Annotated in this window: 20 protein-coding genes; 12 read left to right on the forward strand and 8 right to left on the reverse strand. The window is 69.1% G+C overall.

The genetic code is table 11. The features are described 5' to 3' along the window. Positions 1–11 precede the first annotated feature (11 nt). From yjfF to JOD27_RS39665, 4 genes are all read right to left on the reverse strand, one after another. Entirely contained in the window at positions 12–1001 is a 990-nt protein-coding gene (gene yjfF / locus JOD27_RS39650; RefSeq protein WP_204767516.1) for a galactofuranose ABC transporter, permease protein YjfF, read from the reverse strand. Continuing rightward, entirely contained in the window at positions 998–1978 is a 981-nt protein-coding gene (locus JOD27_RS39655) for an ABC transporter permease (protein WP_204767517.1), read from the reverse strand. Before JOD27_RS39655 ends, yjfF begins: the two co-directional genes overlap by 4 nt. Continuing rightward, positions 1975–3474 carry a sugar ABC transporter ATP-binding protein gene (locus JOD27_RS39660; RefSeq protein ID WP_204767518.1) on the reverse strand — a complete coding sequence of 500 codons (1500 nt, stop codon included), beginning with the start codon at positions 3472–3474 and terminating at the stop codon, positions 1975–1977. Before JOD27_RS39660 ends, JOD27_RS39655 begins: the two co-directional genes overlap by 4 nt. A gap of 108 nt (positions 3475–3582) precedes the next feature. Further along, positions 3583–4560 (reverse strand): ABC transporter substrate-binding protein, encoded by a 978-nt coding sequence (locus tag JOD27_RS39665; protein ID WP_204767519.1) that lies wholly within the window; start codon positions 4558–4560, stop codon positions 3583–3585. Between the two features lie 201 nt (positions 4561–4761). Here JOD27_RS39665 and JOD27_RS39670 point away from each other — a divergent pair, with 201 nt between their 5' ends. The 6 genes from JOD27_RS39670 to araA all read left to right on the forward strand — a co-directional run bounded on the left by JOD27_RS39670 (position 4762) and on the right by araA (position 13947). Beyond that, on the forward strand, positions 4762–7239 hold the full coding sequence (locus JOD27_RS39670) for an alpha-L-arabinofuranosidase family protein (RefSeq protein ID WP_204767520.1): 2478 nt from the start codon (positions 4762–4764) through the stop codon (positions 7237–7239). Further along, on the forward strand, positions 7236–8675 hold the full coding sequence (locus JOD27_RS39675; protein WP_204767521.1) for a family 43 glycosylhydrolase: 1440 nt from the start codon (positions 7236–7238) through the stop codon (positions 8673–8675). Before JOD27_RS39670 ends, JOD27_RS39675 begins: the two co-directional genes overlap by 4 nt. Before the next feature lie 83 nt (positions 8676–8758). After that, a complete protein-coding gene (locus JOD27_RS39680; RefSeq protein ID WP_307830603.1) occupies positions 8759–9772 on the forward strand; it encodes a LacI family DNA-binding transcriptional regulator in 1014 nt (337 codons plus the stop codon). 313 nt (positions 9773–10085) lie between these two features. Next, entirely contained in the window at positions 10086–11768 is a 1683-nt protein-coding gene (araB, locus tag JOD27_RS39685) for a ribulokinase (protein WP_307830596.1), read from the forward strand. Beyond that, positions 11768–12421, forward strand: coding sequence for an L-ribulose-5-phosphate 4-epimerase (locus tag JOD27_RS39690; protein ID WP_204767522.1), 654 nt, complete (start codon positions 11768–11770; stop codon positions 12419–12421). Before araB ends, JOD27_RS39690 begins: the two co-directional genes overlap by 1 nt. A gap of 17 nt (positions 12422–12438) precedes the next feature. Continuing rightward, complete coding sequence (gene araA, locus JOD27_RS39695) at positions 12439–13947, forward strand: L-arabinose isomerase (RefSeq protein ID WP_204767523.1); 1509 nt, start codon at positions 12439–12441, stop codon at positions 13945–13947. Here araA and JOD27_RS39700 read toward each other — a convergent pair. Further along, positions 13917–14696, reverse strand: a complete 780-nt coding sequence (locus tag JOD27_RS39700) for an alpha/beta fold hydrolase (RefSeq protein ID WP_204767524.1) — start codon at positions 14694–14696, stop codon at positions 13917–13919. The two genes, araA and JOD27_RS39700, sit on opposite strands and share 31 nt — an antisense overlap. Before the next feature lie 247 nt (positions 14697–14943). On the opposite strand from JOD27_RS39700, the gene JOD27_RS39705 reads away from it, so the two are divergent. The 4 genes from JOD27_RS39705 (at position 14944) to JOD27_RS39720 (ending at position 21660) form a co-directional block, all read left to right on the forward strand. Further along, positions 14944–15708, forward strand: a complete 765-nt coding sequence (locus JOD27_RS39705) for a hypothetical protein (RefSeq protein WP_204767525.1) — start codon at positions 14944–14946, stop codon at positions 15706–15708. 183 nt (positions 15709–15891) lie between these two features. Further along, positions 15892–17874 carry an RICIN domain-containing protein gene (locus JOD27_RS39710; RefSeq protein WP_239571128.1) on the forward strand — a complete coding sequence of 661 codons (1983 nt, stop codon included), beginning with the start codon at positions 15892–15894 and terminating at the stop codon, positions 17872–17874. A 16-nt stretch (positions 17875–17890) separates the two neighbouring features. Beyond that, on the forward strand, positions 17891–18790 hold the full coding sequence (locus tag JOD27_RS47010) for a cellulose binding domain-containing protein (protein WP_204767526.1): 900 nt from the start codon (positions 17891–17893) through the stop codon (positions 18788–18790). Between the two features lie 110 nt (positions 18791–18900). Next, on the forward strand, positions 18901–21660 hold the full coding sequence (locus JOD27_RS39720; RefSeq protein WP_204767527.1) for an AAA domain-containing protein: 2760 nt from the start codon (positions 18901–18903) through the stop codon (positions 21658–21660). Between the two features lie 6 nt (positions 21661–21666). Here the strand turns inward: JOD27_RS39720 and JOD27_RS39725 are convergent, their stop codons facing one another. The 3 genes from JOD27_RS39725 to JOD27_RS39735 are packed head-to-tail and all read right to left on the reverse strand — an operon-like array spanning position 21667 to position 23450. Further along, a complete protein-coding gene (locus JOD27_RS39725) occupies positions 21667–23151 on the reverse strand; it encodes an alpha/beta hydrolase (RefSeq protein ID WP_204767528.1) in 1485 nt (494 codons plus the stop codon). Between the two features lie 36 nt (positions 23152–23187). Then, on the reverse strand, positions 23188–23340 hold the full coding sequence (locus tag JOD27_RS39730) for a hypothetical protein (protein WP_204767529.1): 153 nt from the start codon (positions 23338–23340) through the stop codon (positions 23188–23190). Beyond that, positions 23337–23450: an alpha/beta hydrolase gene (locus tag JOD27_RS39735; protein ID WP_204767530.1), complete on the reverse strand. Its 114-nt coding sequence runs from the start codon at positions 23448–23450 to the stop codon at positions 23337–23339. Before JOD27_RS39735 ends, JOD27_RS39730 begins: the two co-directional genes overlap by 4 nt. Before the next feature lie 618 nt (positions 23451–24068). On the opposite strand from JOD27_RS39735, the gene JOD27_RS39740 reads away from it, so the two are divergent. Both JOD27_RS39740 and JOD27_RS39745 read left to right on the forward strand, forming a co-directional pair. Beyond that, positions 24069–25052 (forward strand): ribose-phosphate diphosphokinase, encoded by a 984-nt coding sequence (locus JOD27_RS39740; protein WP_204767589.1) that lies wholly within the window; start codon positions 24069–24071, stop codon positions 25050–25052. 42 nt (positions 25053–25094) lie between these two features. Beyond that, entirely contained in the window at positions 25095–25847 is a 753-nt protein-coding gene (locus tag JOD27_RS39745; RefSeq protein ID WP_204767531.1) for a DUF427 domain-containing protein, read from the forward strand. Positions 25848–25858: the final 11 nt, after the last annotated feature.

A 25858-nucleotide genomic window follows, 5' to 3' on the forward strand; every position in this document is an offset into this window, starting at 1 on the left:
CCGTTGGTCGGTCAGGACGCGATGGCTCCCTGTCGTCGCCTGCCGCGGATCATGCCGCGCTGGACCGCGATGAAGACCAGCAGCAGCGCGCCGATCACGATCTTGGTCCACCACGAGCTGAGCGTGCCCTGGAACGAGATCAGCGTCTGGATCGTGCCGAGCACCAGCACGCCGGCCAGCGAGCCGAGCACGTACCCGAGACCGCCCGCGAGCAGCGTGCCGCCGATGACGACCGCAGCGATCGCGTCGAGCTCCATGCCGACGGCGTGCAGGCCGTAGCCGGACAGCATGTAGAGGCTGAACAGCAGGCCTCCCAGCGCCGAGCAGAATCCGCTGATCACGTACACGCCGACCTTCGTGCGCGCGGTCGGCAGACCCATCAGCAACGCCGACTGCTCGTTGCCGCCCACCGCGTAGACCGTCCGGCCGAACCGGGTGCGGTGCAGCACGTACAGGGCGACCAGCACGACCACGAGCGCGATCACCACGTTGTAGGTGATGGTGACGCCACCGGGCAGTTCGATGACCGCCGTGGCGACGTCGCGGAACGTGGTGTCCTTGATGGACACCGACTCCACGCTGATCAGGAAGCACAGGCCGCGTGCCAGGAACATGCCGGCGAGCGTCACGATGAACGGCTGGATGTCGAACTTGTGGATCACCACGCCCATCACCAGGCCGAGCGTCGACCCGATGAGCAGCACGGCGATGATGACCAGCGGGACCGGCCAGCCCGCGCGCAGGCCCGCCGCCGTGACCATTGTGGACAGTGCGACGACCGAGCCGACGGACAGGTCGATGCCGCCGCTGAGGATCACGAACGTCATCCCGGCCGCGAGCACGATCAGGAACGCGTTGTCGATGAACAGGTTCGCGATGACCTGCCCGGACGCGAAACCGTCGTAGCGGATGGAGCCGGCGCCGAACGTCAGCACGAACAGCACCACCGTCGCGAGGACGGGCAGGAACCGCGCGGGCAGCCTGGTGGTGAGAGCGGTCATGACACGGCCACCTTCCGGAAGCTCAGGGCTGCGCGGGCCTTAGGTGACTGGATCAGGCACACGGTGATGACGACGACCGCCTTGAACACCAGCGTGACCTCCGCCGCCACGCCGATCGTGTAGACGGTCGTGGTGAGGGTCTGGATGATCAGGGAGCCGAGCAGCGTGCCGGTGAGCGAGTACCGGCCGCCCGCGAGCGACGTGCCGCCGATGACCACCGCGAGGATCGCGTCCATCTCGATCCACAGGCCGTTGCTGTTGGCGTCGGCGGCGCTCACGTTCGAGCTGATCATCAGACCGGCGATGCCCGCGCACACCGCGGCGAACACGTAGACCGTCCAGATGATCGTCCGGGAGCGGACGCCGGCGAGGCGTGAGGCCTCCGGGTTGACGCCGACCGCCTCGATCAGCATGCCCAGCGCGGTCTTGCGCGTGGTGAGCGCCACCAGGCCGAGGACGGCGAGGCTGATCAGGATGGAGACCGGCAGGACCACGAACCCCGCGCCCACCTGCCGGTAGGCGTCGTTGTTCACGGTGATGATCTGGCCCTCGGTCACCAGCATGGCGATGCCGCGGCCCGCGGTCATCAGCACCAGCGTGGCGATGATCGGCTGAATGCCGAGTCCCGCCACCAGGAAACCGTTCCACAGGCCCAGCACCGCGCAGAGCACGAGCGCGATCGCCATGCCCGCCAGCGCCGTGCCGACGTCCGGCGACGTTCCGATGTGGACACACGTGACGGCGGCGGCGATGGCCGCGACCGCGCCGACGGACAGGTCGATACCGCGGGTGGCGATGACCAGCGTCATGCCGATCGCGATGAGCAGCGTCGGCGCGCCGTTCTTGAGCACGTCGACCAGACCGCCGTAGAGATGGCCGTCCTGGATGCGCAACGCGAAGAACGACGGCGTGACGACGAGGTTGAGCAGCAACAGCGCGATCAGCGCCAGGATCGGCCAGAGCAGACGGTTCTTCACGACGCCACCTCCTCCGGCACCGGCTCGCCCGCGATCAGCTCGACGACCTGGTCGATGGTCGAGCCGCCGTCCAGTTCTGCGATCTTGTGCCGATCCCTCAGCACCACGATCCGGTCGGCGATGCGCACGACCTCCTCCAACTCCGCCGAGATGAACAGCACCGCCGTGCCCTCGGCCGCGAGAGTGGTGACGAGCTGCTGGATCTGCGCCTTCGCGCCGATGTCGATGCCGCGCGTCGGCTCGTCGAGGATCAGCAGCCGCGGTTCGGTGACGAGCCAGCGGGCCAGCAACACCTTCTGCTGGTTGCCGCCGGACAGCGTGCGCACCAGCGCGTCCGGGTTGGCCGGCCGGATGTCCAGCGCCGCGAGGTACTTCTCGACGAGGGAGTCCTTGACCTTGCGCGACACCGGACGGCTCCACCCGCGTGCCGCCTGCATGGCGAGCACCAGGTTGTCGCGGATCGACAGGTCCGCGACGAGACCTTCGCCCTTGCGGTCCTCCGAGCAGAACGCGATCCCTGCGGCGATCGCCGACCGCGGTCCGCGCAGGTGCAGCGGCGTGCCGTCGACGATCAGCTTGCCGGAGTCGGCGCGGTCGGCACCGAACAGCAGCCGCGCGAGCTCGGTGCGGCCGGATCCCAGCAGCCCCGCCAGGCCGACCACCTCGCCGGCGCGGATGTCGAGGTCGAACGGGGCGATCGCGCCGCGGCGGCCGAGGCCCTCCGCGCGCACGAGCACCGGGCCGGACACGGAGTGGCGTTCGCTCGCGTCCTCGATGGCCTCCAGCGTGCCCAGTTCGCGGCCGATCATCTTCGAGATCAGTTCGCGGCGTTCCAGTTCGGACGTGAGGTGCTCGCCGACGAGGGTTCCGTTGCGCAGCACCGTCATCCGGTCGGAGATCTCGTAGATCTGGTCGAGGAAGTGCGACACGAAGAGGATCGCCACGCCCTCGTCGCGCAGCACCCGCATGATCCGGAACAGCTCGGCGACCTCACCGGCGTCCAGGCTGGACGTCGGTTCGTCGAGCACGAGCACCCGGCAGTCGACCGCGATGGCGCGGGCGATCGCGACGAGTTGCTGTACGGCGATGGGATGGGTTTCCAGCACGGACGCGGGGTCGATGTGCACGCCGATGCGCGCCAGCACCTCCGCGGCCCGCTTGCGCATCGCGGGGAAGTCGATTCCCCCGAACTTGCGGGGTTCACGGCCCAGCAGGATGTTCTCCGCGACCGTGAGGTTCGCGCAGAGGTTGACCTCCTGGTAGACCGTGCTGATTCCGGCCTGCTGCGCCTGGCCGGGGGAGGAGAACGCGACGGACTCGCCCGCCAGCAGCACTGAGCCGCTGTCCGGGGTGTGCACGCCCGTCAGCGTCTTGATCAGGGTGGACTTTCCGGCGCCGTTCTCGCCCATGAGAGCGTGCACTTCACCGGGGAACAGCCGGAAGTCGACGTCCTGCAACGCCTTCACGCCAGGAAATGCGAGGCTGATGCCCCGCATTTCGACAACCGGCGGCGGTGACTCTGTCATAGCGGGAGCCTTCGTCGCTGGGGTGCGGGACCCGCCGCCGGATGTGTGAGAGAACGGCGGGTCCCGCAGACTGTGGGATCAGTACTGGCGCTGGGGGAGCGCGGCCTTCGCCTGCTCCTGCGTGAACGTGCCCTCGACGGTCACGACCCTCGGCGGCACCTCCTCGCCCTTGACGACCTTCTTGGCCAGCTCCATCAACTGCTTGCCCAGCAACGGGTTGCACTCGACGATGTAGTTGATCTCACCGTTGGCGAGCGCCGTCATGCCGTCCTTCACCGCGTCCACGGTGATGATCTTGATGTCCTTGCCGGGCACCTTGCCGGCGGCCTTGATCGCCTCGATCGCGCCCAGGCCCATGTCGTCGTTGTGCGCGTAGACAACGTCGATCTTCGGCTGGGACTTGAGGAAGGCTTCCATGACCTGCTTGCCGCCGGAGCGGGTGAAGTCACCGGTCTGCGAGGCCACGATCTTGATGTCAGGCTTCGCGGCGATCTTCTCCTCGAAGCCCTTCTTGCGGTCGATCGCGGGCGCCGCACCGGTGGTGCCCTGCAGTTCCACGACGTTCGTCGGGCCGCTGGCGTTCTGGACCAGCCAGTCGCCGGCCTTCTTGCCCTCTTCGACGAAGTCCGAGCCGAGGAACGTCTTGTACAGCGACTTGTCGTCCGAGTCGATCGCGCGGTCGGTGAGGATCACCGGGATGTTCGCGCGCTTGGCCTCGAGCAGGACGGTGTCCCAGCCGGTCTCGACGACCGGGCTGAACGCGATCACCTTGACCTTCTGCTGGATGTACGACCGGATCGCCTTGATCTGGTTCTCCTGCTTCTGCTGAGCGTCGGAGAACTTCAGGTCGATCCCGGCGGCCTTGGCCTCGTCCTGGATCGACTTGGTGTTCGCGGTGCGCCAGCCGCTCTCGGCGCCCACCTGGGCGAAGCCCATCGTGATGGTGTCGCCGGACGCGTTGGTGCCGTTGTTGCCGGCACCGCCAGAACCAGAGCCGCACGCTGTCAGCGCGCACAGCGCGATCACGCTGGCGGCTGTCGTGATCTTCTTCAGCACAGGGATTCCTCCGAGGTGACTACGGTGTCGCGGAGCCCGACCGCGTGTCCGCGGCTGTCAGGTGGACAACAGTGAACGCTCACATCCGTCTCGTCAAGCGTTTGACCATAACGACTTGTGAGCGTTGACCGTCGCTGGTCGCAGCCGTATGTTAGCGCTCACTTTTGTAACTGAACTTCCAACGTCGGGAGCTCAACCCCCATGTCCCCCAGGCACGTTCTGCTGTCCGCCGCTCTGGCGGCTTCCCTGCTGGCAGTCGTACCCGGTTCCGGAGCCGCGGCCGAAACGGACTACACGCTCAAGGTCGACGCCTCGAAAAAGGGCGCGTCGATCGACGACACCATGTACGGCGTCTTCTTCGAGGACATCAACCGGGCTGCTGACGGCGGCCTGTACGCCGAGCTCGTCCAGAACCGCTCGTTCGAGTACGACAAGGCCGACAACGCCTCGTACACCAGTCTGACCGCGTGGGCGCCGCACAGCGGCACCGTAGACGTGGCCGACGACAGCGGCAGGATGAACGAGCGCAACCGCCGCTACCTCACGCTCGGCCTGCCGGCCGGTGTCATCAATTCGGGTTACAACAGCGGCATCGCGGTCCAGGAGGGCCAGCGCTACGACTTCTCCGTCTGGGCCCGCACCGACCAGGCCGCCACCCCGTTGACCGCGACCATCACCGATCCGGCTGGCAGCCCTCTGGGTGACCCGGTCAAGATCCAGGTCAAGGGCGACGGCTGGACCCGGTACGCCGGGACCGTCCGCGCGAAGAAGTCCACGACGACCGGCCGGCTGCTCGTCACCGGCGGCGGCACCGGCACCCTGCGCCTCGACATGATCTCGCTGATGCCGCAGGACACCTTCAAGGGCCACGGCCTGCGCCGCGACCTCGCCGAGAAGATCGCCGCGCTCAAGCCCGGCTTCGTCCGCTTCCCCGGTGGCTGCCTGGTCAACACCGGCAGCCACTACGGCTACGACGCGCCGGACTACGAGCGCCGCCGTTCGTACCAGTGGAAGGACACGATCGGACCGGTCGAGCAGCGCGCCACGAACTGGAACTTCTGGGGCTACAACCAGTCGTACGGCCTCGGTTACTACGAGTACTTCCAGTTCAGCGAGGACATCGGCGCCATGCCGCTGCCCGTCGTGCCCGCGCTCGTCACCGGCTGCGGCCAGAACCGCGCCACGAACGACCCGGCGTTGCTGCAGCGGCACGTCCAGGACACGCTCGACCTGATCGAGTTCGCCAACGGCCCCGCCGACTCCACCTGGGGCCGCAAGCGCGCCGAGATGGGGCACCCCAAGCCGTTCAAGCTCACCCACCTCTCCGTCGGCAACGAGGAGAACCTGCCGGACGAGTTCTTCGCGCGCTTCAGCGAGTTCCGCAAGGCGATCAACGCGAAGTACCCGGACATCACCGTCATCAGCAACTCCGGCCCCGACGACACCGGCGCCACGTTCGACCGCCTGTGGCAGCTCAACAAGCAGACCGGCGTGAAGATGGTCGACGAGCACTACTACAACAGCCCGTCGTGGTTCCTGGAGAACAACAACCGTTACGACTCCTACGACCGCAACGGTCCCAAGGTGTTCCTCGGCGAGTACGCGTCCCTGGACAACAAGTACTTCAACGCGCTGGCCGAAGCCGCGTACATGACCGGGCTCGAACGCAACGCCGACGTCGTGAAGCTGGCCTCGTACGCGCCACTGCTGTCCAACGAGGACTACGTGCAGTGGAAGCCGGACATGATCTGGTTCAACAACCACGCGTCGTGGGGCTCGGCGAGCTACGAGACGCAGAAGCTGTTCATGAACAACGTCGGTGACGAGGTCGTGCCCAGCACGGCATCGGCCACGCCGTCCACCCAGGCTCCGATCACGGGCGCGATCGGCCTCTCCACGTGGGCGACCGCCGCCACCTACGACGATGTGCGCGTTACCAGCGCGTCCGGGCAGCAGCTGTTCAGCGACGACTTCTCCGGCACCGACGCGCAGTGGACGAAGACCGGCAAGGGCACGTGGAACGTCGTGAACGGCGCCTACGTCCAGTCCGACGCCGCCGCGGAGGACACGCTCGTCACCGCGGGCGACAAGAACTGGCACGACTACACGCTGAACCTCAAGGCCACCAAGCAGGCCGGCCGCGAGGGCTTCCTCGTCGCGTTCGGCGTGCGGGACACCGGCAACTTCTACTGGTGGAACCTCGGCGGCTGGAACAACACCCAGTCCGCGGTGGAGAAGGCCGTCGGCGGCGGCAAGAGCACGTTGATGAGCAACGGCACCCGCGTCGAAACGGGCCGCACCTACGACGTGCGCGTCGACGTGCGCGGACGGCACGTCGAGCTGTTCCTCGACGGCATCAAGTGGGGCGAGTTCACCGACGACAAGGCCGCGGAACCGTTCCGCCAGGTCGTCACCCGCGACCTCGCGACTGGCGAGCTCATCGTCAAGGTCGTCAACGCCCAGGACAACGCCGCCCGCACCAAGATCGACCTCGGCGTGCCGGTGGCCTCGACCGCGCGGGTCACCGTCCTGCAGGGCCGTCCCGACGACGTGAACACCGAGTTCGCCCAGCCCATCAGGCCGCGCACCCAGCAGATCAGCGTGCGCAGCTCGTTCACCCACACGTTCCCGCCGAACTCCATCACGGTCTTCCGGGTCAAGGACAGGAGCCGCAAGTGATCGACCGCAGATCCCTGCTGCTGGGCACGGGCGGTGTCCTCGCCGCCACCGGAACGCTGTCCCTCGCGGGCTCGGCGGCCGGTGCGGCGGCGCCGGAGCCGGCCGCCGAGCTGCCCACCCGCAACCCGCTGGTCGAGCAGCGCGCCGACCCGTTCATCACCCCGCCGACCGACGGCATGTACTACCTGACCGGATCCGTGCCGGAGTACGACCGGATCGTCGTGCGCGGCGCGTCCACGTTGGACGGCCTGACCTCCGCGCGGGAGCGGACCATCTGGCGCAGGCCCGCGTCCGGCAAGATGGGCGGCTACATCTGGGCGCCGGAACTGCACCGCATCGACGGCAAGTGGTACATCTACTTCGCCGCCGGTGACAAGGACGAGCCGTTCCGCATCCGCACGTACGTCCTGGAGTCGCCGAACGCCGACCCGCGCGAGAGCGGCTGGGTGCTGCGCGGCCAGATGATCACCCATCTGGACACGTTCACACTGGACTCGACGACGTTCGCGCACCGCGGCAAGCGTTACTTCCTGTGGGCGCAGAACGACCCGGCCGTCGGCTCCGGCACCAACCTCTACATCGCCGAGATGGCCTCACCGCTCGCGCTCAAGACCACGCCGGTGCGGATCGCGACGCCCACTTTGTCGTGGGAGGTGCAGGGATTCCGGGTGAACGAGGGGCCCGCGGTGCTGATCCGCAACGGCCGCGTGTTCGTCACGTTCTCCGCGAGCGCCACCGACGCCCGCTACTGCATGGGCCTGCTGACCGCGGACGAGAACGCGAACCTGCTCGACGCGCGGTCGTGGACGAAGTCGCCGCAGCCGATCTTCGCCACCCACGCGCCGACGTCGCAGTACGGGCCGGGGCACAACTCGTTCACCACGGTCGGCGACATGGACGTGCTGGTCTACCACGCCCGCGACTACCGCGACATCAACGGTGATCCGCTGTTCGACCCGAACCGGCACACCCGCGTGCAGCGGCTGCACTGGAACGACGACGGCACACCGAGCTTCGGCGTCCCGGTCGGCAAGGGCGGCCCGATCTCGCGGCTGGCCACACTGGACGGGCTGCACGTGCGGCACTACGAGTACCAGCTGCGGGTCGACGGCAACGTCCGCGACCTGGCCGACTCGCAGTTCCGGTTCGTGCCGGGCTTCCTGGGCACCGGCACGGTCGCCCTGCAGTCGGTCAACTTCCCCGACCGGTACGTGCGGGTGGACGGCGACGTCGTGCGCATCGACCCGTTCGAGGACTCCGACGCCTACGGCCGGGCGGCGAGTTTCCGGCGCGTTCCGGGGCTCGCCGACGGCAAGGCGATTTCGTTGAATGTTGGAGCAGATTCTTATCTCATTCACGATCGGGGCAGACTGGTGTCCGGCAGACCCGGTAACGACCGCGACGCGCGCCGACGTGCGACGTTCCGGCTCGAATAGGGGTCACAATGGGTGTGCAGAGCCAAGGCTGACGGGTGTTATCGCTAACATCATCGGTCTAGACCAAGGATCGGAGATTGTTCGTGGACCAGAAGACCACGCGTGACCCCGCGATGACCGACGTCGCCCGCCTCGCCGGGGTGTCGCACCAGACGGTCTCGCGCGTCCTCAACGATCACCCGAACGTTCGCGAACAGACCCGCCTGCGGGTCCGCGCCGCCATCAAGGAGCTGGGCTACCGGCCCAACCGGGCGGCTCGTGCGCTGGTCACGGGCAAGACGCAGCTGATCGGCGTGGTGGCGCAGAACTCGACGCTGTACGGCCCGGCCTCGCTGCTGTCCGCCTTCGAGGAGGCGGCGGGCGAGGCCGGGTTCGCGGTCAGCGTCGGCAGGGTGAAGGTGCTCGACCGCGAGTCGATAGCCGCCGCTGTCGAACGCCACCGCGACCAGCGCGTGGCGGGCATCGTGGTCATCGCGCCGAACTCGTCCGCGGCCGACGCGCTCGCGGACGTGCCGGCGGAACTGCCGCTCGTGACGGTGGACGGCGACCCGGACCGGTCGACGCCACTGGTCACTGTGGACCAGGGCGTCGGCGCGTACGACGCCACCACGCTTCTGCTACAGGCGGGCCACGAGACGGTGTGGCACGTCTCCGGTCCGACCGACTGGTTCGACGCGGCCGGTCGCGTGCACGGCTGGCGCCGGGCGCTGGAGATGCACAACGCGGAGGTGCCTCCCGTCATGGCGGCGGACTGGAGTGCCGCCTCCGGCTACAAGGCGGGGCAGATGCTGGCGCGGATGCCCGAGGTCACCGCGGTGTTCGCGTCGAACGACCACCTCGCGCTGGGCGTGCTGCGGGCGATGCACGAACGCGGCAGGCGGGTCCCGCACGACGTGAGCGTCGTCGGGTTCGACGACGTGCCGGAGGCGGCGTACTTCATCCCGCCGCTCACGACGGTCCGCCCCGACTTCGCGGCGGTCGCGCGGGAGACGCTCGGCCTCCTGCTGGAACAGGTCAGCGAGGGCGAGTCGGCGCAGTCGCGGCGGACGATAGCGCCGGTGCTCGTGCAGCGCGAGAGCGTCGCACCGCCCGCCTAGACAGTGGTGCGACTCGGAACGTTGGCGAGGTAAATCGCGCTCAGCAGGGCACCGCGATGCACCCGTCTGACCGCGGGTTCCTCGGCAACGTTCCGCGCCACACCACTGGACCAGTCCGTTCACCGCGTTCGACGGGTTGTTCGATCGTTTCTCTGACAGCGCAGTCAGGAGGCTGAAGGACCTCTGCCGGTGCCTCACCGGCAGGGGTCCTTTGTCGTGCGTTCACTCTTCTGCACATACCGGTTCTATCAAGGCTTTCACGTCTCCCCGATCGCATCTTGACGCGCCGAATGTTAGCGATAACACTCAGGTCGTGACTGACAAGACGATCCATCCCGACGCCTGTGTGGTGGGCGTCGACTTCGGCACGCTTTCCGGTCGCGCGGTGGTTGTGCGCGTCCGTGACGGCGCCGAGCTCGGCACCGCCGTGCACGACTACCGCCACGGCGTGGTGGACAGCGTTCTGCCGGTGACGGGCCGGGCCCTGCCGCCGGAGTGGGCGCTGCAGGTGCCGTCCGACTACGTCGACGTGCTCCGGACCGCCGTGCCACAGGCCGTCGAGAACGCGGGTGTGGCGCCGGAGCTGGTCATCGGCATCGGCACGGACTTCACCGCCTGCACGATGGTTCCGGTGACGGCCGACGGGACGCCGCTGTGCGAGCTGCCGGAGTTCGCCGAGAACCCGCACGCCTACATCAAGCTGTGGCGCCACCACGCGGCCCAGCCGCAGGCCGACCGCATCAACGAGCTCGCCCGCGACCGCAAGGAGTCGTGGCTGCCCCGCTACGGCGGCCTCATCTCCTCGGAGTGGGAGTTCGCCAAGGGCCTGCAGGTGCTCGAGGAGGCGCCCGAGGTCTACGCGGCGATGGAGCACTGGGTCGAGGCCGCCGACTGGATCGTCTGGCAGCTCACCGGCCAGTACACCCGCAACGCCTGCACCGCCGGCTACAAGGGCATCCTCCAGGACGGTGCGTACCCGAGCGAGGAGTTCCTCGCCGAGCTCAACCCGGCGTTCGCGACGTTCGTGGCCGACAAGCTCGACCACCCGCTGTCCGCGCTCGGCGACCGCGCCGGGTCGCTGACCGCCCAGGCCGCCGCGTGGACCGGGCTGCCGGAAGGCATCGCGGTCTCGGTCGGCAACGTCGACGCCCACGTCACCGCGCCCGCCGCGCAGGCGGTCGAGCCCGGCCAGATGGTCGCGATCATGGGCACCTCCACGTGCCACGTGATGAGCGGCGAGGTGCTGCGCGAAGTTCCTGGCATGTGCGGTGTGGTCGACGGCGGCATCATCCCCGGCCTCTGGGGTTACGAGGCAGGGCAGAGCGGTGTCGGCGACATCTTCGGCTGGTTCGTGAAGAACCAGGTGCCGCCCGCCTACCACGAGCAGGCGCGGGAACGCGGTATCACCGTGCACGAGCTGCTCACCGAGCTCGCCTCCGGGCAGGCCGTCGGCGAGCACGGCCTGATCGCACTGGACTGGCACAGCGGCAACAGGTCCGTGCTGGTCGATCACGAACTGTCCGGTGTGGTCATCGGGCAGACGCTGGCGACCCGCGCGGAGGACGTCTACCGCGCGCTGCTGGAGGCCACCGCGTTCGGCACCAGGGTCATCGTGGACACGTTCACCGACGCCGGCGTGCCGGTGACCGAGCTCGTGATCGCGGGCGGCCTGATCAAGAACGAACTGCTGATGCAGATCTACGCCGACGTGCTCGACCTGCCGCTGTCGGTGATCGGTTCCGCGCAGGGACCGGCGCTCGGCTCCGCGATGCACGCGGCCGTCGCCGCGGGCGCGTACGACGACATTCGCGCCGCCGCTGCCGCCATGGGGTCGGTGCGCCGCGACGTCTTCACGCCGATCCCGGAGAACGTCGAGGCCTACGAGCGGTTGTTCGTCGACTACCAGGAACTGCACGACTACTTCGGCAGGGGCGGCAACGACGTCATGCGTCGCCTGCGCAAGTACCGCCGTGACGCCTTGGAGGGGAAGAGCTGATGTCCGCCACGGCAGAGCTTCGGCGCACTGTCGCCGACCTGCACCGCGAGCTGACCAAGTACGAGCTGGTGATCTGGACGGCGGGCAACGTCTCCGCGCGAGTGCCAGGCCACGACCTCATGGTCATCAAGCCGTCCGGTGTGTCCTACGACGAGCTCGGTCCCGAGGCGATGGTCGTGACCGACCTGCACGGCAACCTCGTGGAAGGCGAGTTCGCCCCGTCGTCGGACACCGCGGCGCATGCGTACGTGTACCGGCACATGCCCGAGGTGAACGGGGTCGTGCACACGCATTCGCCTTACGCCACAGCGTGGGCGGCGCGCGGCGAGCCCATCCCGTGCGTGCTGACGATGATCGCGGACGAGTTCGGCGGGGAGATCCCCGTCGGCCCGTTCGCGTTGATCGGCGACGACTCGATCGGCCGCGGCATCGTGGAAACGTTGCGCACCAGCCGGTCCAGCGCCGTGCTGATGCGCAACCACGGCCCGTTCACGATCGGCCCGTCCGCTCGTGCCGCGGTGAAGTCCGCGGTGATGCTGGAGGACGTCGCGCGCACCGTCCACTTCGCACTCCAGCTCGGCAAGGCCTCCGCCATCGACCAGCAGGACGTCGACCGGCTTTACGAGCGCTACCAGAACGTCTACGGGCAGTGAGCCCACGAGGAGAGCACATGTCGTTCGCGGGCAAGCCGCAGGTCTGGTTCCTCACCGGCAGCCAGCACCTCTACGGTCCTGAGACGCTCGACCAGGTGGCCGCGCAGTCGCAGCAGATCCAGCAGATGCTCGCCGAGTCCGGGCGGATCAGCGCCGAGATCGTGTGGAAGCCGGTGCTGACCGACGCGGCCGCGATCCGCGCGATCATGCAGACGGCGAACAACGACCCGTCGTGCGTCGGCGTGATCGCGTGGATGCACACGTTCTCGCCGGCCAAGATGTGGATCACCGGGCTCGACCTGCTGCGCAAGCCGTTGCTGCACCTGCACACGCAGCTCAACGAGGCGTTGCCGTGGTCGACCATCGACATGGACTTCATGAACCTCAACCAGGCCGCCCACGGCGACCGGGAGTTCGCGTACGTCCAGACCCGCATCGGTGTGGCGCGCAAGACCGTCGCCGGGCACGCCAGCGACCCGCAGCTGGCCGAGCGCATCGACGGCTGGGCGCGGGCCGCGGCCGGGTTCGCGCACATGCGGTCGTTGCGGCTGGCGCGGTTCGGCGACAACATGCGCGACGTCGCGGTGACCGAGGGCGACAAGGTCGAGGCGGAGCTGCGGTTCGGCGTCTCGGTGAACACCTACGGGGTCAACGACCTCGTCGAGGTGGTGGACGCGGTGTCCGACGCGGACATCGACCTGCTCGTGGCCGACTACGCCGAGGCGTACCGGCTCGCTCCCGAGCTGGCGCGCGGGGGAGACCGGCACGCGTCGCTGCGTTACGCCGCCCGCATCGAGATCGGCCTGCGGTCCTTTTTGGACGACGGCGGTTTCGGTGCGTTCACCACGAACTTCCAGGACCTGGGCGGCCTCCGGCAGCTGCCGGGCCTCGCGGTGCAGCGGCTCATGGCCGACGGCTACGGCTTCGGCGGTGAGGGCGACTGGAAAACCTCGGCGTTGCTCGCCGCGGTGAAGGCGATGGGCGCGGGGACCGGCCGCGGCACGTCCTTCATGGAGGACTACACCTACCACTTCGGACCGGGTGAGCCGAAGGTGCTGGGCGCGCACATGCTGGAGGTGTGCCCGACGATCGCGGACGAGGTGCCGTCCTGCGAGATCCACCAGCTCGGCATCGGCGACCGGGAGGACCCGGTGCGGCTGGTGTTCGACGCGGCACCCGGCCAGGGCGTGGTGATCGGTCTCGCGGACCTCGGCGACCGCTTCCGGTTGGTGGCCAACGAGATCGAGGTCGTCGGACCGGACGAGCCGCTGCCGAACCTGCCCGTCGCGCGGGCGGTGTGGAAGCCGGCGCCGTCGCTCTCCACGTCCGCCGAGTGCTGGCTCACCGCGGGCGGTCCGCACCACACCGTGCTGACCCAGGCCGTCGGAGCGGAGACGCTGCACGACTTCGCCACGATGGCGGCCACCGAACTGGTGCTGATCGACTCGTCGACCACGCCGGCCCAGTTCGGTGACCGGTTGCGCTGGAACGCTGCCTACCACCGTCTGGCAGCGGGAATGCGCTGACACAGGTCGCGCGCGTAGAACGCGGCGATCCGCTTCCACATCGCGACGGGGTTGGAGTACATCGGGAAGTGCCCGCTGTGCGGGATCTCGGCGAGCTCCACCCCGTTCGCGTCGAGGCTGGGCAGGTATGACAGGGAAGCGCATTCCTCGCCGTACAGGTACATCTTCGGGCACGGCAGCGAGAGGAACTTCGGGAGCAGATCGCCGTGGTCGGCCAGTTCGACCATCGAGCGGAAGACACCGTGCACGATGCCGCGGTGGACTTTGTGCGTGAGGCTTGCCGCATACAGACCACTCGCGTACTGCGGTGAGCGGCGTGCGTGCTCGGCGAACTGGACGAGGAAGTCGCCAGGGTCCTGACTCAGCACCTGCCTGCTCAGCACGCAGTCCTCGGGGGCGAGCGTGCCCTTGATGTTGACGAAGCTGAGCACGCGACCCGGCTGGCGGTGTGCCAGCAGAAGTGCCGTGAGACCGCCCATCGCGTGCCCCACCAGGTGATACCGCCCGATGCCCGCCCGGTCGAGCACCGCCTGCGCCGTGTCCACGAGGAACGGCACGTCGACAGCGGCGAGATCGTCGCACCGCGTGGCGCCGCAGCCCGGTGCGTCGTAGGCGAGGAAGGCACGGCTGGAGAAGTCGTGCCGCAGCGTGATGTCGGTGTAGTCCTCCTTGCTCGTGCCGAACCCGTGCAGGAACACGATCGGCTCGTCGTTGCCGCCGCGGCGCACCGCGGCGATCTTGAGGTTCACGCCCTGGACTCTCAGGCGAAGTTGTTCGTGCACGGCTTCGTGCCCCAGTGGCATGGCGGTCCCCGGATTCTGCGCAGGTGCGGACTGCGGAAGAGGTCGCCAGCATTGCACTTGCTGTGAACGCTCACAAGTAGTTGAACCGTTGATCGCCCCGGTCCGTATCCCGCTGTGCCGGCAGATCTCGTCCACTGATTCGTGAGGGTTCGAAATGTCGAGAGCACATGCAAAACCAGAGCGACGCAAGCGCGTGCTCATTGCCGGAATCGCCGTTGCCGCCACGCTGACCGCCGGGACCGCGATCGCCGCGTTCGCCGCGGGGGAGGGCGGTAACAGTGCTGGTCAGTCGATCGCCTGTCCGAAGCCGGTCGTTCCGGCGGTACCCGCCCAGGCGCAGGCCGAGGTGCAACGCGAACTGGCCAATCTGGACAAGCAGATCGCGGAGGCGAACAACCGCTTGCGCACCTCCGCGGGCCAAGGTGGGCCGAATTTCGTGCAGAACGCGATTCTCGGACCGCTCAAGGACAAACGGGTCGCGGCGCTGAACCGGATCGAGACCGCTATCGGACGGGTCGCCGCGAAGCCCGAAGGGCTGGAGAGGTTCGCGACCTGTGGGCTCGGCCAGGCGCCCGCGGTGGCCCCTGCGCCGGCCAACAACGGCGGCAACAACGCGGGCAACAACGGCGGCAACAACGCGGGGAACAACGCCGGCAACGGTTCGTCGGCGTCGGGGAAGACGATCGAGTGCCCGCTGCCCGTGGTGCAGAACGTTCCGGCGCAGGCCAAGGCGGAAGTGGACCGTGAGCTGCAGAACCTCAGCAAGCAGCAGGCCGAGGCGAACGAGCGGCTGCGCACGTCGGCCGGTCAGGGCGGGCCGAACTTCGTGCAGAACGCCATCCTCGGGCCGTTGAAGGACAAGCGCGTCGCGGCGCTGAACCGGATCGAAACGGCCATCGGCCGGGTCGCCGCGAAGCCGGAAGGGCTGGAACGATTCGCCACCTGTTCGCTCAAGTGACCCTCCTCGGGGTGTGAGCGTCCAGGGCCCGCCTCTCCTCGGGGGTGAGCGTTCCCAGGGGTCCTGTCGAACGGACGCGCCACCGTTCGACAGGACCTTAACGCAGGGTGATGGACCCTTGACGCAGCATCAGGTCGTACTGGTAGATGTTAGCGCGAACATCGCCAGTTCGACGGAGAACCGATGACAAGAATCCCTGCCATTCTCGCCGCTTCGGCGCTCACACTGTCCACAGTGGTGTCCGGCGGCATGCCCGCTGCCGCCGCGGTGGAATCGGTGACGGTGCGGCCTGATCCGACTTACCAACACGAACCGTTCCAGGGCTGGGGCACGAGCCTGGTGTGGTTCGCGAACGCCACCGGGGGTTACCCCGACGAGATCCGCAACCAGCTCGCGGAGCTCCTGTTCGGCGAGGACGGGCTGAACCTCAACATCGCCCGCTACAACATCGGCGGCGGCAACGCTCCTGACGTGCCGCAGTATCTCCGCGCGGGTGCGGCGGTGCCCGGCTGGTGGAAGGCTCCGGAGGGCACGAAGCGCACCGACACCGACTGGTGGAAGCCAGGCGATCCCCGGTTCTTCGACGCGTCCGCGGACCCGCGGCAGCGCTGGTGGGTCGACCGGATCAAGTCGAAGGTCACCAGGTGGGAGGCGTTCAGCAACTCGCCTCCGTGGTTCCAGACGGTCAGCGGGTACGTGTCGGGCGGCTTCGACGCGTCGGCCGACCAGCTGCGCGAGGACCGCGTCAAGGACTTCGCCGCGTACCTGACGCAGGCCACCGCCGAGCTGGAACGCGCGCACGGCATCAAGTTCGACACTGTGGACCCGTTCAACGAGCCCAACACCCCGTACTGGAGCACCAAGCTCGGCCCGGACGGCAACCCGACGGGTGGCCGCCAGGAGGGCGCGCACATGAGCCCGGCGCTGCAGGCGAAGGTCGTGCCCGCCGTCGCGGACGCGTTGCGCGCCAAGCGGTCGAGGGCCGTCGTGTCCGCTCCGGACGAGACCAACCCCGGCATCTTCGCCGACGACTGGGCCGGCTACCCGGCCTCCGTGCGCCAGCAGCTCGGCCAGTTGAACGTTCACACCTACGGCCAGGACCGCCGCACGTCCGCGCGTGACATCGCCAAGGCGGCCGACAAGCCGTTGTGGATGAGCGAGGTCGACGGTTCGTGGGGCAACAGCCAGAACTTCACCGCCATGGACTCCGGCCTGGGCATCGCGGCACGCGTGATCGACGACCTGCGCGAGCTCGAACCGCGCGCGTGGCTGCTGTGGCAGGCGATCGAGGACTACGACAACATGAAGCCGGGCGGCGAGACTCCGAACGGCATGAACTGGGGCGTCGTCCAGATCCCGTTCAACTGCGGCCCGCAGGACACGCTCGCGACGTGCCCGGCCCGCGTCAACAGCAAGTTCCACACCCTGCGCAACTTCACCCACTACGTGAAGCCGGGCGACCGGCTGGTCAAGGTCAACACCAAGGCGGACGTGGCGGCGGTGCGCAACACCGAGCTGAAGACCGTGGTGCACCTCAACCAGTCCGAGCAGCCGCAGTCGGTGACGCTCGACCTGTCCGGCTTCGGCTCGGTGCGGCCGAACGCCTCCGTGCGTCCGATCGTGACGGACATGTTCGGCGCGCTGGTGAAGGGCGCCGCGGTGCGCGTGAAGGACAAGAAGGCGACGCTCACGGTTCCCGCGCGTTCGGTGGTCACGTTCGACATCTCCGGTGTCAGCGGCATCAACCGCTCCGACGCGCTGTCCGGCGAGTACCGGCTGACCGGCGCGCAGAGTGGCAAGTCGCTCGCCCCTTCCGGCACCTCGCTGGTCCAGCGCACGACCGACGCGGCCGCGCGTGACCAGGTGTGGAAGCTGGAGCGGCGTTCGGGCGGTTACGGCAACGACGTCCAGTTCTCCGTCGTCAACGCCGCCACCGGCCAGCGGATCGCCGCTGTGGACGGTAACGCGACGCTGATCTCCACCGACAGTCCGGCTGCCAGGTGGATGTTGTCGTCCACTGGCGACGGCAGCTGGACGTTCGTCAACGCCGCGACGGGATCGCTGCTCGACGTCGTCGGGGAGTCGCGTGAGGACGGAGCCCGGATCGGCCTGTACCACGCCACTTCCGGTGCGAACCAGCGGTGGACAGCTTCTTCGGTCAGATAGCTCGGGAGTGACGACGGTGGCGCGCAGGCAGTTGCTGGTGATCTTGGTGATGCTCACCGGAGCATGCACGGCTGAACCAGCCGCGCCGCCACCGTCCTCCACGAGCCCTCTGAAACCTCCCACGCTCATCAACGAAGTGGTGCCGCCGCAGAACGTGCTCACCGTCGTGCGGGACGTGATCGACGGCCGTACCGTCGAACTCGCCGACGGTTCCCGCGTCCGCGTCTCACTGCTCGCGCCGCCCGCGCCCTGCTGGGCGGAGGCGTCGCTGATGTTCGCGCGCACAACGCTGCTGGCCAGGTCCGTCCGCTTCACCGGCCTTGGGCCCGGCGAGGTGAACATGGAACTCGAGGACGGCACCGACTACGCGGTGCTCGCCGTGACGCAGGGCGCGATGCGTCCGGAGGGCGTCGACGGCGGACCGCTGATCAACGCCCAGGCCGAGGCGTCCGCGGCGAAACGAGGCCTTTGGGGCCCGCCCTGCAACGGGTCCGCCACGTCCAGCCTCGCGCCCGCACCCACGACGACGTTGCCGCCTCCTCCGCCGCCACCGCCGGCTCCGGCGCCGACGACCACGACACCGCCGCCGGCCCGTGCGGGCTGCGCGGTCTCCTACAAGGTCACCGGTCAGTGGCAGGGCGGGTTCCAGGCCTATGTGACCGTACGCAACACCGGCACCGAAGCGACGAATGGCTGGACGCTGCGCTGGAACTTCACGCGCGGCGAGTCGGTCAGGGAGATGTGGAACGCCACCGCGCGGCAGTCCGGTGCGACGGTCAACGCGGTGAACGCCGAGTACAACCCGCAGATCGCGCCTGGTGCTTCGGTGGAGATCGGGTACAACGGCAACGCTTACGGGTCGCATTCGGCGCCGACGGCGTTCGCGCTCAACGGGACGCAGTGTTCGGTGGAGTGACCGGGTCCGACGGCAGCGCCTTCTGGCCGTACCCGCCGCCCACTGCGTTGACGTTCAACGTGTCCGAGTGTGCGGTGGAGTGACCGGGTTCGGATGGCACCATGGGCGCTGTGAACGTGCCCGCCGTCCTGCGCACCCTGGCCCGGCTCAGCGCCGCGGAGCAGCCGCAGAAGGTCCAGCTCGACCTCAGCAAGGCAGCGGGCCTGCTGTGGCTGGGTGATCACGAGCCGGCGTGGCGGGCGATCACGGCGACGCAGAACGGGCAGGAGTGGACGCCGATCACCTGGACCGTGCCGAAGCCGGCCCGCGAACAGGTGCAGCACCTCGCCGCGTTCGACGCGCTGCACCAGGAGGACCGGCTGTTGCGGCTGGGCTGGGCGTTCCTGACCGGGCCGGCGGAGATCGGGGGTCAGCGCCGGCGCGTGTGCCTGCCGTTGATCTCCCGGCCGATGCGGTTGCACCACGGGCTGGGGTCCACCTACGCGTTCCACGTGGCCGGTGACGTCGCCGTGTTCCCGTTGATCGACGACTGGGCGCGGACCGCGGAACGGGAGGCGGCGCTCGCGCCGACCGAGCGGTGGATCACCGAGACGTTGCGGCTGGCCGGGTTCGAGGACGTGCCGATCGTGCGGGCCGACCCCAACTCGTTGATCCACGGCCGGGAGCTGGTCGTCGCGATGGGAGCCGGGCTGCACGCCGGCGAGCCCGTCGTGACCACCGAGCAGGGCTCGGCGCTCTTCGAGTGGTCGACCGCGACGGGGCTCGAGGACACCGCGCTGGCCGCGCTCTACGGGTGGGGCGAGCGCGTGGACGGCCGGGACGTCCCGATCAGTTCGGTGCTGCCGCTCAGCCACAGCCAGGAGCGCGCGGTCGAGAACGCCCGCCGCGAGCGGATCACCGTGGTCGGCGGGCCGCCGGGTGCGGGCAAGACGCACACCCTCGCCGCGCTGGCGCTGGACGCCGTGGCGGCTGGCAGGTCGGTGTTGCTCGCCAGTCGCACGCGCAACGCCGCCGACGTGCTCGGTGCGGCACTGCGGCGCGCGGGTGGGCCGGTGCCCGCGTTGTTCGGCGACTCCGAGCTGCGGCAGGAGATGGCGCGCGAGCTGAGTGACGGGCTGTCGGCCAGGAGTTACCCGGAGCATCTCGACGAGCTCGACCGGGCCCGGCGCACCGCGGCCGCGGCGGTCGGGCGGATCGAGCGCGCGGTCGCGTCGACGCTCGACGACGAGCGGCTGGCCGCCGAGGCCCGGCTGCATCAGGCGTTGATGCCCACGTACCGGTCGCTCGCCCCCGAGGCGTTCCAGGCCGGTGTCGATTTCGCGCGGCTGCAAGGACTTCTGCGACCCCGCACCGGATTCCTCAGTGGACTGCGGACGGGCTGGGCGGTGCGGAAGGCGCGCAGGCTGGCCGGCGCGGGTGCGGGGTCGGTGGAGGATCTCGGCGCCGCGATCGCCGCGGCGGAGCAGACCGCGGCCGCGGTGCGGATCGGTGCGAGCGGCGGGTCGACGTTCCGCGAGCTGCGGCCGTTGCTGGTGGCCGAGGACGCGACGAGCCGCGCGGCCACCGCCGCCTGGCTCAAGGAGTTCGCGGTCAGTCGGCGCGGATCACCGGAGCGCAGGGCCGTGGCGGCGCTCGCGAAGGCGCTGCGGTCCGGCCGGGCGGCGCGGCGCAGGGGGCTGGCCGAGATCGACAGCGCGGATCTCGTCGAGGCGCTGCCGTTGTGGGTCGGGACGCTGTCCGATGTGGAGGACATCCTGCCGCCGGTGCCTGGCATGTTCGACCTGGTGATCATCGACGAGGCGAGCCACGTCGACCAGCCGCTGGCGGCACCGGCGTTGCTGCGCGGGCGATCCGCGGTGATCGGCGGCGATCCCCGGCAGCTGCGGCACGTGTCGTTCGTCAGCGACCAGGCGGTGCAGGCCGCGGTCGACGCGGAGGGCACGCAGGACCTGCGCGACCGGCTCGACGTACCGAAGATGAGTCTCTTCGACGCGGCCGCCGCGACCGCGGGCGTGCACTGGCTCGACGAGCACCACCGCTGCGCACCGCACCTGATCGGCTTCGCCGCGACGAAGTTCTACGACGGCAAGATCGCGTTGCTCACCACGCACCCGGCGATCGCGGACGTCGACTGCATCGACACCGAGCTCGTCACGGGTGAGCGCACCGCGAAGGGCGTCAACCAGGCCGAGGTCGACGCTGTGCTGGCACACGTCCGCAAACGGGTTGCCGCGGGCGTCCGGTCGATCGGCGTCGTGAGCCCGTTTCGCGCGCAGGCCGACGCGTTGGAGGCGGCACTGCTGGGCGAGCTGACGCTGGACGAGATCACGAGCGGTGGCGTCCGCGTCGGCACCGTGCACGGCGTGCAGGGCAGCGAGTTCGACGAGGTGGTGATCAGCCTCGCGGCCGACGGGAAACCGGGCGGGTGGCGGTTCGTGAACGACCGCAACCTGCTCGCGGTGCTGACCACGCGCGCCCGGCGGAAGGTCCATGTGATCACGTCGGCCGCCGCGCCGCCTGGGTTGATCGGGGAGTACCTGAGGCACGCGGACGTGCCGCCGACCGAGACCGCCGGTGTCTCACCGACGGACGAGTGGACGGCCGCCCTCGCGCGCGAGCTGACGACCGCCGGACTGACCGTGCGGACGGGATATCCGGTGGGGCAGTGGCGGGTGGATCTCGTTGTGGGGGAGAAGGACGACGCGGTGGCGGTGGAGACGCGCCCGCACCCCGAAGGGCCACGGGCGCATCTCGCTCGCTGGCGTGCGCTCACCCACGCGGGGTGGCGGGTGCACGACGCGTTCGGCAGCCGGTTCGACCACGACCCCGCACGGGCGGCGGTGGAGTTGGCTCAGGAACTTCGCCGCTGACGTGCGCTACCGGCGGACCGGCTGGTACAGCGGTTCGGCCGCCGCCTCCGCCGTGGGCAGGAACGGGTTCGGGTTGGCCGGGCACACGGTTCCGACCGGCGGCAGCGTGCCGTTGAGCAGGTACGCGTTGGTGTAGTCGGACGCACACTTGCTCAGCCCGTACGCCGTGTGGCCCCACCCGGCGTAGGCCAGCAGGCGGCTGCCCGCGATCTGCCGGTTCACGGCCTGGGCGCCGCGGAAGTCCGTGACACCGTCGAAGTGGTTGCCCACCACCAGAACCGGCGCGTTGGTGCGGGTGCGCCACGGGCCGGTGAAGCGGTCGTGGTTGACGGGCCAGTTCGCGCACGCCGCGTTGCCCCACCACCAGGCGGGGCCGAACTCCGAACCCGCTGCGGCGTAACGGGCCGTCGCCCGGTAGGCCTCGAAGGCGCGCGGGAACTCGATGTCCGCGCACACGTTGCCGTTGTAGGCGTCGAAGCTGTTGTCGTAGTCCGGTTCCGCCGCAACGGAAAGCGACGACGACGCGTCGGACAGCTGGTCGAACAGCCCGGCGGTCGCGGGCCAGTCGCGCGGGTTGTACATCGCGCCGATCGCGGCGTTGATCACCGCGTCGTAGGTGTACACCTGGTCGCCCAGTTGGATCGGCTTGGCGCGCACCGAGGTCAGCAGCGCGTTCCAGCGCTTCTCGGAGTTCGGGCCGAAGACGCACTTCGCCTCGTCGCAGGTGCGGAGGAACTCGCGGAACTCCTCCTTCGTCGCGATCCGGTCCGACTCGACCTGACGACCGCTCGACCACAGCTCCGGGTTCAGCACGCCGTCGACCACCAGCGCGCGGATGTTGTTCGGGAACAGGTTCGCGTAGGTCGCGCCGAGGAACGAGCCGTACGAGAAGCCCATGTACGAGATCTTGCGGTCACCGACGGCGCGGCGCAGCAGGTCCATGTCCCGCGCCACGTCCGCGGTGCTCATGTGCCGCGCGATCGTCTGGTCGTCGCGGCACTCCGGGCCGAGCGAGCGGTACCTGTCGAAGTACGGCCGCTCCTGCGCCTCCTGGTACGGGAAACCCGGCACGCCGTCGAAGAACTTGGCGAGGTCCTCCTCGCTGGCGAAGCAGTGCAGGGGATCGGAACGGCTGATGCCGCGCGGGTCGAAGCCGACGACGTCGAACCGGCCCTGCAGGTTGGCGGAGATCGTCTCGCCCCTCCGCAGCGCGAAGTCCACGCCGGAGCCGCCAGGTCCGCCGGGGTTGAGGAACAGCGACCCGATCCGGTGCGCCTGGTCGGTCGCGGGTTTGCGGGCCAGCGCGACGGACGTGGTCGCGCCGCGCGGGTTGTCGTAGTCCAGCGGCACCTTCACCGAGGCGCACTCGAAACCGGGGTGTTCCGGTCCGCACGCCTTCCAGTCGATCCGCGGCACCCCGGCGTCGGCCAGCGCGACGGGCGTGCCGGTGAGCACGAGCGCGGCGGCCGCGGCGAGCACGGTGATACGCATCGGCAAGCTCCCCTCTTGTCCGCAGAGGGGCCATTCCTACCGGCTCGTCGCGGCACCCGTCGACCGACGAAAGTCGTGATCGCCCAACTGATACGCGCGGTCGGGAAATGGGTTCGGGTTCGCCGGGAACACCGTGCCGGCTGTGGGCAACGTGCCGTCGAGCAGGTAGGCGTGGAGGTGGTCGATCACGCATTGGCTGCGCCGAGCAGGTGCGTGTTCGGCAGCTGCCGGGCCACGGCTTGCGCACCGCGCAAGTTCGTGGAGCCGTCGAAGTGGTTGCCCACCACCAGAACCGGCACGAAGGTGACGGCACGCCGCGGCCCCGACCCGAGGCGCCGTGCCTTGTCGGTGGCGGGTTTGCGCGACGGACGCGGTCGGGCCGCGCGGGTGGTCGTGGTCGAGCGGGACGTGACCGTCGCGCACTCGAAGCCGGGGTGTTACGGCCCGCACGGGCCCCACTCGACCTGCGGCACCGAGGCTTGGGCGACCGGTGCGGGAATGACCACGAGTGCCACGACGGCTCCGAGCACGGTGAGACGCAGGGGCCATCCATGTCGGCGGTCAATCCGGTCGTCGATGTATTTGACGAACACCCAGCCGGTCGGCGATCTGGTCGTGGATGGGGGTGCTCATCACGATCGGGCTCGGTGGTGGCGCCGGCGTTGTCGGGCCGGGAGCGTCCTGGTCTTCAGGCATGCGACGAGGGTAGGCATCGTCCTTGACCCATCAGGCACGGCGATCAAGAAATCACACTCGACATACCCCATGAGGTGAATCCACGTCATCCGATCCATACCGAGCGTGTGCGCGGAGTTGCCCTGCCACGTGGAATCTCACCCGCCGGACGTGCCGTTTGCGTGATCTCGTCGTGATGCTGAACCATCGGGTTCATCGCCGGACGGACGTGGAGCGTGACGATGGTCAGCGGCAAGCCGGGCATCGCCAAGCGGCAGCTCATCCTGCTGAGCGGCAGGGCTCACCCCGAGCTCGCGCAGGCCGTGGCCGGGCACCTCGGCGTCGCGATCACCCCGCAGGCCGCCTACGACTTCGCGAACGGGGAGATCTTCGTCCGGTTCGAGGAGTCGGTGCGCGGCGCCGACGCGTTCGTCATGCAGAGCCACAGCGCGCCCATCAACGACTGGCTGGTGGAGCAGCTGCTCATGGTCGACGCCCTCAAGCGCGCGTCGGCCAAGCGGATCACGGCGGTCGTGCCCTCGTACCCGTACGCGCGTCAGGACCGCAAGTACGCCGGACGTGAGCCGGTTTCGGCTCGGCTGGTCGCGGACATGTTCAGGACCGCGGGTGCGGAGCGGATCGTCACCGTCGACCTGCACACCGCGCAGGCGCAGGGCTTCTTCGACGGACCCGTCGACCACCTGCACGCCATGTGGCTGCTGACCGACCACGTTCGCGCGAAGTACCAGGGCGAGGACCTGGCGATCGTCTCGCCGGACGCCGGTCGCACCAGGCTCGCCGAGAAGTGGGCAGACCTGCTCGGCGGGTGCCCGATCGCGTTCATCCACAAGACGCGTGATCCGTTGCGCCCCAACGAGGTCATGGCCAACCGTGTCGTCGGTGACGTCGAGGGACGCACGTGCGTCGTGGTCGACGACATGATCGACACGGCGATGACGAGCACGGGCGCGGCCCGGCAGCTGCTGGAGCAGGGCGCGAAGGACGTCGTCCTCGTGGCCACCCACGGTGTGCTGTCCGGCGACGCGTACGAACGTCTCGTCGCCAGCAAGGCACGCGAGGTGATCCTCACGGACACCCTGCCGATCCCGCACGAGAAGCGGTTCCCCGGCCTGACCGTGCTGAGCATCGCGCCGTTGCTGGCTCGCGCGATCCAGGAGGTCTTCGAGGACGGCTCGGTGACGAGTCTGTTCGACGGAAACGCGTGATCTCCAGGAAGCCTGCGCGGCCGTCCCGTGTTGGTATGGGACATGGGCAACGAACAGCGTGGACGGGTGCGGGTAGAGCACTCGGCGAAGCGGGTCCGTGCGTACTTCGGTGGCGAGCTGGTCGTGGACACGGTCTCGCCGCGCCTGGTCTGGGAGATCCCGTACTACCCGGCCTACTACCTGCCGCTTTCCTCCGTCCGCGTCGAGCTGAAGCCGACGGGGGAGACCAAGCACTCGCCGAGCAGGGGTGACGGTGTCGTCCACGACGTCGTGACCAGCGGCGGAACGGCTGAGGGTGCGGCGCTGACGTACCCGGACTCGCCGATCGAGGAGCTGCGGGACCTCGTCCGGTTCGAGTTCGCGGCGATGGACGAGTGGCTCGAGGAGGACGAGCCGATCTACGTCCACCCGCGCGACCCGTACACGCGCGTCGACGTGCTGGGCAGCTCGCGGCACGTCCGGGTGGCGCTGGACGGGGTGACGCTGGCGGCGTCGTCGCAGCCGCGGATCCTGTTCGAGACCGGGCTGCCGCCGCGCTACTACCTGCCGCTGAGCGACGTCCGGCTCGACCTGCTCAGGCCGTCGGACACGCAGACGCACTGCCCGTACAAGGGGACCGCGGGCTACTGGTCGGTCGAGGTCGGCGGGAAGGTCCACGAGGACCTGGTGTGGATCTACCGGACGCCGCTGCCGGAGAGCCAGAAGGTCGCGGGGCTCGCCTGCTTCTACAGCGAGCGAGTCGATCTCTTCATTGACGGTGAGTTGCAGGACAAGCCGAAAACGCCCTGGTCGTAGGAGTCGCGCTT

This window comes from Lentzea nigeriaca (assembly GCF_016907955.1).
GTDB classification, from domain to species: domain Bacteria; phylum Actinomycetota; class Actinomycetes; order Mycobacteriales; family Pseudonocardiaceae; genus Lentzea; species Lentzea nigeriaca.

Bases quoted from the DNA above. Each gene is read 5' to 3' on its own strand.
- JOD27_RS39660 (WP_204767518.1), bottom strand. From the start codon at position 3,474: ATGCGGGGCATCAGCCTCGCATTTCCTGGCGTGAAGGCGTTGCAGGAC.
- yjfF (WP_204767516.1), bottom strand. From the start codon at position 1,001: ATGACCGCTCTCACCACCAGGCTGCCCGCGCGGTTCCTGCCCGTCCTC.
- JOD27_RS39710 (WP_239571128.1), top strand. From the start codon at position 15,892: ATGACAAGAATCCCTGCCATTCTCGCCGCTTCGGCGCTCACACTGTCC.
- JOD27_RS39725 (WP_204767528.1), bottom strand. From the start codon at position 23,151: ATGCGTATCACCGTGCTCGCCGCGGCCGCCGCGCTCGTGCTCACCGGC.
- JOD27_RS39745 (WP_204767531.1), top strand. From the start codon at position 25,095: ATGGGCAACGAACAGCGTGGACGGGTGCGGGTAGAGCACTCGGCGAAG.
- JOD27_RS39670 (WP_204767520.1), top strand. From the start codon at position 4,762: ATGTCCCCCAGGCACGTTCTGCTGTCCGCCGCTCTGGCGGCTTCCCTG.
- JOD27_RS39740 (WP_204767589.1), top strand. From the start codon at position 24,069: ATGGTCAGCGGCAAGCCGGGCATCGCCAAGCGGCAGCTCATCCTGCTG.
- JOD27_RS39690 (WP_204767522.1), top strand. From the start codon at position 11,768: ATGTCCGCCACGGCAGAGCTTCGGCGCACTGTCGCCGACCTGCACCGC.
- araA (WP_204767523.1), top strand. From the start codon at position 12,439: ATGTCGTTCGCGGGCAAGCCGCAGGTCTGGTTCCTCACCGGCAGCCAG.